This window comes from Martinezella lusitana (assembly GCF_014207095.1).
GTDB lineage: Bacteria > Pseudomonadota > Alphaproteobacteria > Rhizobiales > Rhizobiaceae > Rhizobium > Rhizobium lusitanum_B.
On sequence record NZ_JACHBG010000002.1, the window covers coordinates 669,519 to 683,522 of the forward strand.

The following is a 14,004-nucleotide window of genomic DNA, read 5'->3' on the forward strand; positions in this document are numbered from 1 at the left end:
ACGCGGACGCGTGGCGTATAATACAAAGTGATGAAAGGTGCAAGCACCCCTGGAAACAGGGGGCTGTGATGACATTGCAACTGAGAGGCACGAGCCGCAGGTGTCATTTCTATCAACGGCTTGACATATACGCTCGGCCTCTTCAACAGTCGAGTTCAATCGATCAGGGGCAGAAGGTGAGGTCGAGCATGCGCTCCAAGCTTATCGTCGGCGCGATTTTCTCCGTGGGCCTTACCGGCGCATCGCACGCCGCCGACGTCAGTCAGCGGGGTGCGGACGATCTCCGCGACATCCTGCTCTCTCCGCTTTCACGCGACCTCGCTCGAAGCGACTTCGTAGCCGTCAAGCCGGCGGGCGACCAATACGAGATTACCTACGATCTTGCGAAGTTCTTCGACAAGATCAACTCCAACGTGCTTTCGGTGACGGGTTTCAAGCCATTGTCCCTGTTTGCAAAACCTGTCGAACAAGGCCGCTGGCATCTCACGGGCGGCAATAGTCTCGATGTCGCCGTGCATTCGCCGACCTCGGATATCGCCTCTTCGATCGCGTCAAGCTCCTTTGACGGCATATTCGATCCGTCGATCGAGATGATGCGCTCGATGGGCGTCAAATGCGGCGGCGTGAAATTCTCGAGCGTCGGCAGCGGAGCAAAAAGCGGCCGCAAGGTCGATGTCGCCATCGACAGCGCCTCGTTTGCCCACACGGTGACCGATAGCAGCGAAGCGGGCAAGGTCGATCTGCAAATGCAAGGCTCGCTTCAGCAACTGAACGAGACGTTCACTTTGCCGCAGGGCTCGCCCTTCAGCTTCAGTGCCGATAGCGTTACCACCAACGTTACCGCGACCAGCTTGCCTGTGAAGGAGCTGAGCGCACTCATCCGGTTCTTCGTTCAGCACATCAAGACCAAGCAGCTTTCGGAGAGCGGCGGCGAGAAATTCGAGCAGCTGGTGCACAAGGCCTTGCCCGTGTTCGGCTCTCTCGGCAAGACGGTGACGTTGAACAATGCCGTCATCGCGACGGACAAGGGAAAGGTCGGCATCAAGCGGATCGATTACAGCTTCAAGATGGACGGCTTGACCAAGGCCTCGAATGTCAATCTGGGGCTGCGGGCCGAGCATTTCACACCGGATGCGGGTCTTGTCCCGGCAGCTTACGCGTCCTTCCTGCCGGAGACGCTGGATGTGCAGCTCGGTGTTCCCAATATCAATTTTTCCGGCCTCATCGACACAGCGCTTGAGACGATCACCACGCGGGCGGCGCCCATGTCCGGCGAGGCCGTCAAGCGCACGATGTTCCCGAATGGATACGGCACGCTTGAATTTCCAAAGGTCAGCGCTACTTCGGGCGTCTACGACCTGGAGGTTTCCGGCGCATTGAAGGGCTCAACCAAGGCGCATTCGGATTATTCGCTGCAGGCGACGATCCTGGCGCGCAATTTCGACAAGACCATTGCCGCCATTCAGGAGGCTGCGAAGGCAGACGCCCGTCTCAACAGGGTTTCCATCAGCATGCTGGCCGCAAAGGGGTTTGCGAAGACCGATCCCGACGGCCGTTTGCGCTGGGATGTCACGATGGACGAGGATCGAACGATAACGGTCAACGGACAGGTGATGAAGAAGCCCTGAAGCGGCGCAGGCGCGCGTGATGCCGTGGGGCAAAGACACAACTCCGCTTGAAGAGCCGGATGGTGCTTTTCGAGCTTTCACATTTCTTTTCCATCATATTTGGGGGTAAATTATGCGTTTCAAAGCGGTTGCCGCGGCGGCTGTCCTCGCTGCAGGTGTGGCTGGCGCCACGCAGGCGGCTGATGTCAGCGAGCAGGGTGCGAAGGATCTTTTCAGCAATCTGACCTATTTCCTGCCCGACGATATTGCCAAGAGCGGCAGCATCTCGGTAAAGCCGACCGGCTCTCAGTATGAGGTCACCTATGACCTGAAGGCGCTGTTCGACAAGCTCGATATCACTGGTTTCGAGATCAGCGGCCTGAAGCCATTGACGATGTTTGCGACGCCACTGGACAGCGGCCTTTGGAACGTCGAGGGCAATAATGGCTTTGACATTTCCGCGAAGTCCAAGCCCGGCACCGACCCTGATGTGGAGTTCCGCTACGCGCTGGCCTCCTCCGTTTTCAAAGGCGTCTTCGATCCGGCACTCCACTATCTGCGATCGGCCGATCTGCAGGGCAAAGGCATCACCTTCGCCACGAAGACCAACGACGCCAGCGCCCAGAAGAACGAAGGAACGGTCGATAGCATAGGCTACACGCTTTCCTCCGCCGATAGTGGCGAGGCCGGCAGGCTCGACGTCAAGATGAACGGAAGCATGCAGTCGTTCTACGACAAGGTTTCGTCCGCGGATGCGACGCTTGCTGAAATCAAGGTGGCGGCGATCGACTTCAACGCCGGTGCGACCAAGCTGCCGCTGAAGGCCGTCAATTCCATTCTGCACTTCGTCTCCGAGCACAAGGACCAGAAGACGCTCTCCGACGCGGACAGCAAGGCGCTGAAGGCGCTGTTCATGGATGCCATGCCGATCGTCGGTTCCTTCGATGAGGCCATCACCGCCAAGGATATTTCCGTTACGACCCCCTTCGGGGAAGGCGGCCTGCAGAAATTGGGTTACTTCGTCAAGTTGGCTGGCCCGACCAACGCGATGAACGCCGATTTTGGATTGAGCGCCGAAAAGCTTACCTTGGCCACCGGTCTGGTGCCCGAAGACTATATCGCTTTCATTCCCGATGTGACCGACTTCCAGATTCAGATGCCCAACCTGAATTTTTCGGCCCTGATGGATGTCTTCCAGCAGGCCGATTTCAATGATCCGGAAAGCAAGGCGGCTCTCGACACCAAGTTGCAGGAGGCCATGTTCCCGGACGGCACGATGACGATCAACTTCCCGAAGATCAGCGCCGTCTCTGGTCTCTATGATGTCGAGGCGACCGGAAGCATGCGTGGCTGGCTGAACGAGAAAGATCGCGTGTCTATGAAGATGTCCGTGTTCGCACGTGATCTCGACAAGACGATTGCTGCCGTCCAGGAAGCGGCAAAGACGAAGGCCGATCTTTCCCAGCTCTCCTTCGGTCTGATGATGGCCAAGGGTTTTGCCAAGACGGATGCTGATGGACGGTCGCGCTGGGACATCGATCTCTCCGATACTGGCAGCGTGACGGTCAACGGCCAGGTCATGAAGTAAGCCACTCTGAAATCAGAATGCGACCATGTTTGTTCTGAGGCCGTTGAGCCAGCGCTCGATCTCTCTTCTGTGGGCCGGCCAGGTGCTGGCGGCCACGGGCTCGGAATTCTACATGGTCGCGGTCGTCTGGATCGCGGCGGATTTTATCGGCAGCAACGCGGGATATGTGTCCGCACTGCAGTCCGGAGCGCTGCTGTTCGGAAGCCTCTTCGGCGGCATCCTCACGGATCGCTGGCGGCACAGCACCACGATGATCGCGACCGATCTCGTAAGGGCGGCGCTCTTGCTGATACTGTCGCTTGCCGGCCTTCTGCATCTGATGAGCCTGCCGCTTCTAATGGTGCTCGCCGGAAGCATTGCCTTGCTGACGTCGGCATTCGACCCGTCGCTGCAGGCGACTTTGCCGACCATCGCCGTCGATCCGGATGTCCGGCATGCCACCAACGGCCTCTTTGATGCCACGCGCCGCATGGCGCGCATTCTCGGGCCGAGCCTGATTGCCCTCGTGAACGGCTTTTTGCCGAAGTCGCAATTCTTTACCGTGACGGCCGCGACCTTCCTGCTTTCGGCACTGGCCGTCTGGCTGGCTGTGGCAAAGCTGCCGGCCGCACCGCGTCGGCGCGAATTTTCAGGCATGGCTGCCGTTGTGGACGGCGTTCTCGGCGGATGGCGTGTCGCGCGAGGCCACGCCGCCATTCTCTATGGCCTGTTCACCAATCTGATGGGAAACATCGCCTGGGCCATGGGCATCCTGCTCGGGATGATCCTGCATCTGCGAGAAACCAGCGCCGATCCGCTGACGGATTACAGCTTGATGATGACGGCCTACGGCGTCGGCAACGTCACGACCAATCTCATTCTCAGCAGCATCAAGCCGCGCCGGCCCGTCGTCTGGATCATTGCGGCGAAGCTGACTTTCGGGGCAGGGGTCTTTCTGTTGCCGCTGATGCATGATCGGATGTGGCTGATGATCGTCGCCTGCTTTGCGGCCATTAACGGCCCCTTCGAAAATCTGGCCATGCTGCATCTGATGCAGACGCGCAGCGAACCGCATCGTCTCGGGCAGGTCTATCGTCTGATGATGTGCGCGATCTTTTCCGGCCTGTTTCTGGCCTATCTCATGTCACCGAGCCTGTTTGCATGGTTCGGCATCGGGCCGTCGATCATGGGAGCTGGCGCAGCGGTGTTCGTCTCCGGCCTGATCGGAATTGGCCTACTGGCATGGCGACAGACGCATTCAGCCGAAGCCAAGGCTTCCTAGAGCCTTTCCGCTTTTCTTCGAATCGCGAAGATTCTCCGTCTTTTCACTGCTACGCAATTCAGGGCGGAAAACGCTACGCACACTTCCTCGAATTGCTCCAGGGCGCTATCCGACGTCAGTCGAACAGGCTGGAAACTGACTCTTCCTGGCTGGTGCGGTTAATGGCTTCGCCGATGAGAGTTGCTGTGCTTATGACGCGGATGTTTGGGGCCGATTGCACGGCCGTCGTCGGCTGAATGGAATCGGTGATGACCAGTTCCTTCAGCTGCGAATTTGTCACGCGTGTCACAGCGCCACCGGAGAGAACGCCATGTGTGATATAGGCGGTAACACTTGCCGCGCCTCGTGCAAGCAGGGCATCGGCCGCATTGCAGAGCGTGCCGCCGGAATCGACGATATCGTCGATGAGAATGCAATCCTTGCCGGTGACTTCGCCGATGATGTTCATCACTTCGGATTCACCCGGGCGATCACGGCGCTTGTCCACGATCGCCAGCAGACAGTCGAGGCGTTTGGCAAGCGCGCGGGCGCGGACAACACCGCCGACGTCAGGCGAGACGACCATGACGTTGCCGATATCGTAGTTTGCCTTGATATCGCGCGTCAGGATCGGCAGAGCGTAGAGATTGTCCGTGGGGATGTCGAAGAAGCCCTGGATCTGGCCTGCATGCAGGTCGAGCGTGAGAACGCGATCGGCTCCTGCCTCGGTGATCAGATTGGCCACCAGCTTGGCCGAGATCGGCGTGCGCCCGGAGGCGCGACGATCCTGACGGGCATAGCCGAAATAGGGAAGAACCGCCGTGATGCGCCGCGCCGAGGAGCGCCGCATCGCATCGATCATGATCAACAGTTCCATGAGATGGTCGTTGGCCGGGAACGAAGTCGGCTGGACGACGAATACGTCCTCGCCGCGCACGTTCTCCTGGATCTCGACGAAGATTTCCTGGTCCGCAAAGCGCCTGACACTAGCCTTGCCCAAAGGAACGTTAAGATAATTGCAGATCGCTTCGGCTAGATGCCGGTTCGAATTGCCTGCGAAAACCTTCATTGTGGTCCGCCTGTTACCAACCTGATAGCCGCGCTTTTAATCACCTCGCTCTCGAATGCAAGGGGTAGAGGCGCGTTACCTTTCATATTTCTGAAAAGCTTGTGACTATCCACCGCTGGAATTACGCCAGGAGTTGAAATCTGCCATGGTTTTGGTGGCAATTTTCTGCATGACCGCTGGAGGGACCGCCGTCCACGGATCGCCGCGCTTCAACGGAGCGCTTTCGGCTCCCTGGATTCTGTGGACGCGGTTGCCGGCACCATCCAGTACGTCCCACACATAGGTCACGGAGATCTGCGGTCCGTCCTCGAAGGCTGAGAGGTAGCCCTTCAGGATGTAGCTTGCGCTGGCGTCGCTGGAACTCTTGATCGTCAAGCCGAGCGAACGGGCATCGGCACCGAGCTGACGCGAAAGCGGCGTGACAGCCTGAACGGGCGCGCCGATGATCGGCAGAAAGCGGATGCTGCTGCCGCCTGTGGCCGCTGCGGCCGGCGGCAGCGATGCCTGTTGCTGGTCCGGCTGCTGATCGTCAGCTGCTTGCTGCTGTTGCGGCGGCGGGTCTTCCGAAAGGCGGCGGTCCGCCTCGCGCTGCTCGTCACTCTCGGAAATTTGATTGTCGTTGGCCTGGGGGATCGACGCTGTGCGAGCACCGTCCAAGGGGCGGGAGGCATAGGGGTTGGTGCCGCTCGAGCGCAGCGCCGACGCTTGTTCGTCGAGCGAGCCGCTGCCGCCGTTGCTTTGGGGCTGATAGGCCTGCTGGGAAGTCTGCTGCTGATAACCGAAGCTATCCTGCGAGTTCTGATAGCTCCGACGGGGCTGTGGCGCTGCGGCCAGGCGCTCGACATCGCGCTGCGTGACGGGGCTGGAGCCGGCATAACCAATGGCCTCGGGCGGCGTCAAAGCGTCCGTGGTGTTGCAGGCAGAGAGCGCGAGGCAAAAGCCGGCGACAGTCAATGTTATCCTGACCAGTCCCATTGGCGCGATCCTTCCTCTTTCCGGTCGTCCCGTTCAGGATCGCTACATTACGCCGCTAACGGTTAAGAAATTCGAGAGGGTGCCGCGAGAGGGCTTTCGGAGCCTGGGATGTGGTCAGATAGGTCTGTCCGAGCGTCATGGCGGTGCCGCTGTCGGAGTCCATGATGATCATGTGCACGAAGAGCGACATATTCTCCGCGATCTCCTGCGGATTGCCCATGTGGAACATCTCATGCTCCATCCACGAGGGCGAGAAGCGGGCGCCGAGCGAATAGCCGCAGGCGTTCAGCCGGTGACGGGCGAGGCCACGCCCATCCATGATCCTGGCATGCATGTCGAAAACGTCGCCGAACGTGTGGCCGGGTGTCAGGATCGTTTCGATCGCCTGCAGCGTTTCCAGGCAGGCGCTGTAGAGTTCGCGATGTCGATGACTGGGATTGCCGATGACGACGGTGCGCATCATCGCGGCGTGATAATGGGCATTGACGCCGGCCCATTCGAGCGTGAGCTGGTCGTCGGCATCGAGCTTGCGGCGTCCTGCCTTGTAGCGGCAGAGCAGTGCGTCCTGGCCCGAGCCGATGATGAATTCGTTGGCGGGATAGTCTCCGCCGCCGGACAAGACGGCGCCCTGCATGGCGGCCAGAATATCGGCTTCGTCCGCCCCCGGCTTGATCAGCGACAGGGCTGCGTCGAGCGCATCATCCGCAAGTGCCGCTGCCCGTTCCACATAGGCGATCTCTGCCGGGCTCTTTGTCAAACGGAGGCGACTGATAATATAAGAGGCATCGATAATCTGGCCAAAGCTGGACAGCTGATGATCGAGCAGTCGGGCGATGCGGCCCGTCATGCCGTGGGTGTCGTATTCGACGCCGATGCGTGCGCCGAGAAGATCGAGTTCGACGAGCAATTCCTTGAGTTCGAGCGTCGGATCGACATTGGGGCGATCGACCCAGACGCGGATATCCTTGATGACCGAAGTGAGCTGCGCCTGGCGAAGATCGGCAGAGCGCGTCAAAAGCGTCATCGAGCCATCCGCCTTGACCACCAGCGTCTGGAAGAAGCAGAAGCCGAACGTGTCGTAGCCGGTCAGCCAGTACATGCTCTCCTGCGCGAACAGCAGCATGGCATCGAGCTTTTCTTCCTGCATTCTGGCAAGCAGCCGCGCGAGGCGGGCATCGAATTCGCTGCGTTCGAAATGCAGGGCCATGTCAACTTGTCTCCGCGATGGCGATTGCTGAGATCTGCCGGCCGTAATCCGGCTCCTTCGCATGCGTCGTGCGGCGATAGGAGAAGAAGCGGTCGGCGTCCGGATAGGTGCAGAGGTTCAGGCTTTCGGCTGTCACGCCCGCCTTGCGCAGGCGATCGACGGTCAGTGCTGGCAGATTGAACATCGCATGGCCGGCTCGTTCGGACGGTACGAAATATTTGCCATAGCCGGCATCGTAGGCGAGGAAACGATCTACGAATTCGGGGCCGACTTCGTAGCTTGCCTGGCTGATGGAGGGGCCAAGGCAGGCGATGATCGCCTCGCGGCGGGCGCCGAGCGCCACCATCGCATCGATGGTGTTTTCCAGTACGCCGGTCAGCGCGCCTTTCCAGCCGGCATGAGCCGCGCCGATGACGCGATTTTCCGGATCGGCGAAAAGGATGGGACCGCAATCGGCCGCTAATACGCCGAGCGCGATGCCGGGCGTGGCCGTGACCATCGCATCGGCTTCCGGGCGGTTTCCATCGTAATTCACGTCGACCGTCATGACATCAGGCGAATGAACCTGATGGACAGTGGCCAGCTTCTTCACCGGGAGGCCAAACCAACCGGCGACGCGACGGCGGTTCTCCTGCACATGTTCGCGATCGTCCTTCGAGCCAAGCCCGACGTTCAATCCGCGATAAATGCCTTCCGAAACACCGCCTGCACGGGTGAAATAGCCATGGCGAATGCCGGCAGCCTCGGCGGCGCTCAGCAGCGTGCTTGCAATTGGTGTCGGCAACTGGAGCGTTCCTTGAGTTCTGGTTTGCCTGTCGTGCGATGAACAACGCATCTGCGGCGAAGCAGTTCGATTTGACCGGGATGTTGGCCCAGCGCAGCGCTGACTGTCAATCCGCAGGATCGACAGTCACTATTCAACTGACGGGACGAAAGGGCAGGAGATCGATCGGCGGGCTAGAAACCGCGAGAGCCTTGAAGAGCTCGCCCATCTTGCCTTCGCCGGCTGCGGCCAGCCTTTCCACGGCGTTCTGGATGCTCTCCTGGGTGGTCGCGTCCTGGTCGCGGCCAAGTGCTGCCGCCCGTTCCAGCAGGCCGAGCCCGACGAGGAAATCGCCTTGATGACAGCATCCGTTGATGTGCATGCCGGAGGCGAGCGCGGTTTGAGCTAGATCCTGAAAATCGACGTGGCTGGTGAGGTCTGCTTCGCCCGGATGCTCAAGCGGCGGGTCGTATTCGTGCATGCGCACGGCTTGCAGCGTGTCGCCAAAACCGGTGGTCATGTGCCCGTAATCGATGGCCAGCGCCGTGCCGCCATGGACTGCGAGCCTGTCGCAGATCGTTGTCATCACGGCCTGGCGGGCAGGGGCAATTTCAAAGATAGTACCTATCGGCGGCAGGCTGCCGTCGGGAAGAAGCGCCGGATCGAGCGTTGCGACGCCTGTCGTGAAGGTCAGCTCATCATTGATGTCGAGCCCGACCGCGCGCTCGCGAAAGCCGCTTTGCGTGCGCACGAACTGGCGGATGGGGATGGCATCGAAGAGTTCATTGGCCGCAAGCAGGGTAAAACCGGCAGGCACCTCGCCGAAGTCCATATGCCACGTGACCTTCGTGCCATGCGCCTCCAGCGTTTGTCTTTGAAAGCCCTGCAACCTTTCGCTGGTCTCGACCAGATGCACCGTCATGGCGTCATAGAGCTGCGGCGCGAGCTTACCGATGACGCGCAGCATATCGGCCATCATCGTGCCTCTGCCGGGACCGATCTCGACGAGCCGCACGTCCACCGGCGTCCCATGGCGTTGCCACGCATGTACCATGAAGACGCCGATCATTTCGCCGAAAAGTTGGCTGACTTCGGGCGCGGTGACGAAGTCGCCGGAGTGGCCGAAGGGTTCACGCGTCTTGTAGTAACCGTGCACCGGATCGGCGAGACACAGCGAAAAATAATCGGTGATGCTCAATGGCCCGTTGGTGCGGATGATGGCTTTGATTTTTTCCCCGAGCGCCGTCGTCATTCTTTGCTTTCGCTAATGCGTGACCCGCAACAAGCTGGGAGCGTCTTTCGACGGAGGCCACGCGACATTAAACCCTCAACTCAAGCCGCTTGCCTGGTCGCTGCTCGACCGGCGCGAATAACTGCCCACAGGCCGATGGCAACCATCGGAAGCGACAGCACCATGCCCATCGTCAGCCAGTTCGTCTCAAGCAGATAGCCGAGCTGCCGGTCAGGTTGACGGAAGAATTCGACAAAAATACGCGAGAATGCGTAGCCGATAATGAAAATACCGCTGACTGTCCCCGGCTTTTTCAGCGCGAGTGCCCAGCGGCAGAGCGCGAACAGAATGAGGAAGAGCAAAATGCCTTCTATGCCGGCTTCGTAAAGCTGGCTTGGGTGGCGCGGGTCGGGGCCGGCGGGGCAGATTCCGTTGTTGGCATCGACCAGATGCTGGCTGCAGAATACCATCGCCCAGGGAACATCGGTGACGCGGCCCCAAAGCTCGCCATTGACGAAATTGGCGATGCGGCCAAAGAAGAGGCCGATCGGCGCTACGGCGGCAACGATGTCGAACATGCTCCAGACCGGAATCTTATTGCGTCTGGCGAACAAAAACATGGCGATGGTCGTGCCGGTTAATCCGCCATGGAAGGACATGCCGCCCTTGTTGATCTGTATGGCCCGTATCGGATCGTTCAAAACCGGCCCGAGATCGTAAAACAAGATGTAGCCGATGCGTCCACCCAGGACGATGCCGATGGCAGCCCAAAGGATGAAGTCATCCAGATGCTGGCGGGTCATCGGAGCGGTATCGTTCAGCCAGAGCTTGCCGTTGTCGATCAGCCGCCTCGCGTAGAGCCAGCCGAGCAGAATGCCCGCCACATAGGCTAGCCCATACCAATGAACCGGGACCGGCCCAAGCCAAATGGCAACCGGATCGAGGTCCGGAAATGGGAGGATGGCGGCAAGATTGGCGGATGTCAGCAAGATCGTCAGGCCCGTTATCGCATGATTCCCGAAGGCACCCTGCCATTTCGGAGCAGGACCATGCTATATCCAAATGTGCGCGGAACATGGCGTCCGCTATCGAAACGGTCAAGTCGATTGTTATTGAGGCCGTATGGGCCGGGCCTGTTGTCCCGTCCTATCTCAATTTACTTGCATCGGCTTTCCGGAAATCCTACCTCAGCACTATCTGGCCCAGATAGATGCCTGACCGTTGAGGGCCGACGGCCGCAAGGAGATTGCTATGAGCACTGGACCGAACCGTATCATGGATGAATTCGCCAAGCTGATGACCGATGCCGCCGGTGCGGCCCAGGGCGTGCGCCGCGAAATCGAAACGGCTTTCAATGCCCAGGCCGAACGCTGGCTAAACAGCATGGATATCGTCAAGCGCGAGGAGTTCGAGGCCGTTCGCGAGATGGCCATCAAGGCGCGCGACGAAAACGAAGCACTGCTCGCGAGAATCGAAGCGCTGGAAGCAAAGCTGGCGTCCAAGGGCGAGTAAACACGCATTCCGCTATTAACGATCTGCGCGGCACACGTTTGTCGCGCATTTTTTATGAAAATCCTATTTGTTTTTCCACCTGTGGACATCGGCAAAAAAGCCAATCGCCAGAGTCGGTTATGACTCCCTTCTGAATAGGTGTCCGAAGAGCTGTCCACAGCGCCTTTTCCAAAAACGAAGCTCAGGGGCTGGCAGGCCGGGCATGCCGCTATACACTGATTTTAAATGATGATTCGAAACGGACTTGGTAAGCTCCGGGCAGGGTGGACGCGTTAGTCTGGCAGCCGTTCAACATCATCCCGAGGATGTTTCCGGAGTAAAACTGTTTGCGTTCTCTCAGTGTTGAACCACGTGAAAACTGCATTCGTTCCGGTCAAGAAGGTGCTGCATGAGCCTGATGGAAGTGGAAGTCGAACGACAATCGAATCCGGTTGACATGATCGAGTTTGTGGCCGCCAACAACGACTGGTCGTTCGAGCGGTCCGGCGAAGACGAAATCGCCATGACCGTCGAAGGGAAATGGACAGATTATCATGTCTCTTTCTCGTGGATGGAAGAATTCGAGGCGCTGCATATCGCCTGCGCCTTCGACGTGAAGGTTCCCGAGCCGCGCGTCAACGAGGTGATCAAGCTGCTGTCCTGCATCAACGGACAGGTGCTGATGGGTCACTTCGATCTGTGGCGGCAGGAAGACATCGTGATCTTCCGCCAGTCCCTGCTGCTTTCGGGCGGTGCGGAGCCTACCAATCGGCAGGTGGAAGTGCTGCTTTCCAATGCGCTTGACACGTGCGAGGCGTATTATCAGGCTTTCCAGTTCGTTGTATGGTCGGGCCTTGATGCCAACCGCGCCATGGAAGCCGTGCTTTTCGAAACTGTAGGCGAAGCGTGATATGATAAGCGAACATTCCTCCAGCATCCCGGCATCCTCCGGGCCGATCATCCTGATCGGCGCGGGCAATATGGGAGGCGCGCTGCTGACGGGATGGCTGAAGAACGGCGTGCCCGGATCTTCTGTAGTTGTCGTCGATCCCAATCCATCCGAGGCGATGCGCCAGACGATTGCTGATGCTGGCGCCAGCCACCTGACCGGCGTTCCCGTGGGTATCACTGCCGGTGTCCTGTTCGTTGCGGTCAAGCCTCAGGTGATGGATGCGGTTTTGCCGCCATTTAAAGCGATTTTAGACGCGGAGACGGTTGTCGTCTCCATCGCCGCCGGCAAGACGATTGCCTCGCTTGAGAAGAATCTGGGACCGGCCGCGACGGTGCGTGCCATGCCCAACACGCCTGCGATGGTCGGTCGCGGCGTTACCGGCGCCTTTGCAAATGCGAGGGTCAGCGAGCGGCAGCGTCAGCTTGTTCAGAACCTTCTGAAAGTCTCCGGGCCGGTCGAATGGGTGCCGGAAGAAGCCGACATCGATTCTGTGACGGCGGTTTCAGGCAGTGGGCCTGCCTATGTTTTCTATCTCGTCGAATGCATGGCGGAGGCAGGGCGCAAGCTCGGCCTGCAGGCGGACCTCGCTATGCGGCTCGCACGGGAGACTGTCGCGGGGGCTGGTGAATTGCTCCATCAGTCCCCCGACGACGCATCGCGCTTGCGCCAGAACGTGACTTCGCCCGGCGGCACGACTGCCGCGGCTTTGGGCGTGCTGATGGCGGAAGACGGCATGCAGCCCTTATTCGATGCCGCACTGGAAGCGGCGCGCAAGCGGGCGCAGGAGTTGGCTGGTTAAGGCAATTGCGGGGAAACTGCACAGCGGTTTTCCGTCCGGAATTGCGTGAGGGAAAAGAGCTGGAGCGGTGGGTGCTGAGCGAAAGCACTGCACCGCTTTAGTTTTCTATAGGAAGGGCAGAGGCATGACGGAAGAAATCACCTATGGCGATTTCGAGCGCGTTGATATTCGCGTCGGGACAGTCATCGAGGCTGAGACCTTTCCAGAGGCGCGCAAGCCGGCATACAAGCTGCGGATCGATTTCGGACCGGAAATCGGTGTCAAGCGATCGTCCGCGCAGATAACAGTCCATTATACGCCGGAAACTCTTGTCGGCCGTCAGGTGCTCGCCGTTGTCAATTTCCCACCGCGCCAGATCGGGCCGGTTCGCTCCGAGGTGCTGACTTTGGGCTTTGAGGATGAGGCGGGAGCGATCGTTCTCGCCGCGGTGACGCAACCGGTGCCGAACGGCAAGAAGTTGATGTGAGCGCCGTCCTTTCGCACCGAAAGGGACAGGTTCAATGGATATCTCTCGATACGGGGTCCGTCAGGCTGAAGTGGAGAAATTCCGCTTCGAAGCCTTCGCGTTGGGGCGAGCAGAAGGCCGGGCCGACCGCTAGTTCCTCCAACATCGGATCGAACCAGGCAAGCCTTGCCATCCGCCATTCCCGCATCTGGTCGGTGCGGTACTGGATGAAAAGAGCGTCGCCATTGCGCGTCACCCGCACGGACATGGCGTCGAAGTCATGATCGAGCCGAAAGGCGGACCAATCGGAATTGCCGTTGGTGACAACGACGCTGAAGTGTTTGGCGCCATCGGTGTATTCGATCCCGCACTTCATCCAGTGTCTGGCGTCATGGCGGATCATCAGGCCGGCCTGATCATAGAGTTCCTGGTAATGCCCGACGAAGGTTACCTCCGCGGTAAAGTCGCTGCGGCGGGGCTTGCCGAGGAAATGACCGTCGTCGCGATGGAATCCGTAATAGGTTTCCTGCCAGAAATCGGTCTTGTTGTCCGAGCGCACGAACAGCCGGCCTTGGTTCATTTCCCACGCCTGCGGCGCATTCAGCCAGTGCATGCCATCGATATCGATCGGCATCGT

14 protein-coding genes are annotated in these 14,004 nt (G+C 59.4%); 7 read left to right on the top strand and 7 right to left on the bottom strand.

The genetic code is table 11. The features are described from left to right. Positions 1-188: 188 nt before the first annotated feature. From GGD46_RS07765 to GGD46_RS07775, 3 genes are all read left to right on the top strand, one after another. Entirely contained in the window at positions 189-1,628 is a 1,440-nt protein-coding gene (locus GGD46_RS07765; RefSeq protein WP_184703143.1) for a hypothetical protein, read from the top strand. Positions 1,629-1,740: 112 nt separating this feature from the next. Then, a complete protein-coding gene (locus GGD46_RS07770) occupies positions 1,741-3,195 on the top strand; it encodes a hypothetical protein (protein ID WP_184703144.1) in 1,455 nt (484 codons plus the stop codon). Positions 3,196-3,220: 25 nt separating this feature from the next. Next, a complete protein-coding gene (locus tag GGD46_RS07775; protein ID WP_184703145.1) occupies positions 3,221-4,456 on the top strand; it encodes an MFS transporter in 1,236 nt (411 codons plus the stop codon). A 115-nt stretch (positions 4,457-4,571) separates the two neighbouring features. On the opposite strand, the gene GGD46_RS07780 is transcribed toward GGD46_RS07775, so the two are convergent. From GGD46_RS07780 to lgt, 6 genes are all read right to left on the bottom strand, one after another. Next, the gene (locus GGD46_RS07780; protein ID WP_184703146.1) at positions 4,572-5,504 is read right to left on the bottom strand and encodes a ribose-phosphate pyrophosphokinase; all 933 of its coding nucleotides are present in this window, start codon (positions 5,502-5,504) and stop codon (positions 4,572-4,574) included. Between the two features lie 105 nt (positions 5,505-5,609). Next, the gene (locus tag GGD46_RS07785) at positions 5,610-6,479 is read right to left on the bottom strand and encodes a hypothetical protein (protein ID WP_184703147.1); all 870 of its coding nucleotides are present in this window, start codon (positions 6,477-6,479) and stop codon (positions 5,610-5,612) included. A 55-nt stretch (positions 6,480-6,534) separates the two neighbouring features. Further along, the gene (locus tag GGD46_RS07790) at positions 6,535-7,686 is read right to left on the bottom strand and encodes a Xaa-Pro peptidase family protein (RefSeq protein WP_184703148.1); all 1,152 of its coding nucleotides are present in this window, start codon (positions 7,684-7,686) and stop codon (positions 6,535-6,537) included. A 1-nt stretch (position 7,687) separates the two neighbouring features. Continuing rightward, positions 7,688-8,470, bottom strand: coding sequence for a peptidoglycan editing factor PgeF (gene pgeF / locus GGD46_RS07795; RefSeq protein WP_184703149.1), 783 nt, complete (start codon positions 8,468-8,470; stop codon positions 7,688-7,690). A 133-nt stretch (positions 8,471-8,603) separates the two neighbouring features. Continuing rightward, the gene (locus tag GGD46_RS07800) at positions 8,604-9,701 is read right to left on the bottom strand and encodes a class I SAM-dependent methyltransferase (protein ID WP_184703150.1); all 1,098 of its coding nucleotides are present in this window, start codon (positions 9,699-9,701) and stop codon (positions 8,604-8,606) included. Between the two features lie 80 nt (positions 9,702-9,781). Continuing rightward, on the bottom strand, positions 9,782-10,669 hold the full coding sequence (gene lgt / locus GGD46_RS07805; RefSeq protein WP_184703151.1) for a prolipoprotein diacylglyceryl transferase: 888 nt from the start codon (positions 10,667-10,669) through the stop codon (positions 9,782-9,784). Positions 10,670-10,931: 262 nt separating this feature from the next. Between lgt and GGD46_RS07810 the strand changes: the two genes are divergently transcribed. The 4 genes from GGD46_RS07810 (at position 10,932) to GGD46_RS07825 (ending at position 13,388) form a co-directional block, all read left to right on the top strand. Next, positions 10,932-11,192 carry an accessory factor UbiK family protein gene (locus GGD46_RS07810; protein WP_184703152.1) on the top strand — a complete coding sequence of 87 codons (261 nt, stop codon included), beginning with the start codon at positions 10,932-10,934 and terminating at the stop codon, positions 11,190-11,192. Between the two features lie 388 nt (positions 11,193-11,580). Next, entirely contained in the window at positions 11,581-12,081 is a 501-nt protein-coding gene (locus tag GGD46_RS07815) for a YbjN domain-containing protein (protein ID WP_184703153.1), read from the top strand. A 1-nt stretch (position 12,082) separates the two neighbouring features. Further along, positions 12,083-12,922, top strand: a complete 840-nt coding sequence (gene proC / locus GGD46_RS07820; protein ID WP_184703154.1) for a pyrroline-5-carboxylate reductase — start codon at positions 12,083-12,085, stop codon at positions 12,920-12,922. 124 nt (positions 12,923-13,046) lie between these two features. Further along, positions 13,047-13,388 carry a tRNA-binding protein gene (locus GGD46_RS07825; RefSeq protein ID WP_184703155.1) on the top strand — a complete coding sequence of 114 codons (342 nt, stop codon included), beginning with the start codon at positions 13,047-13,049 and terminating at the stop codon, positions 13,386-13,388. Positions 13,389-13,419: 31 nt separating this feature from the next. Here GGD46_RS07825 and GGD46_RS07830 read toward each other — a convergent pair whose 3' ends face one another. Next, entirely contained in the window at positions 13,420-14,001 is a 582-nt protein-coding gene (locus GGD46_RS07830) for a DUF1349 domain-containing protein (protein ID WP_184703156.1), read from the bottom strand. Positions 14,002-14,004: the final 3 nt, after the last annotated feature.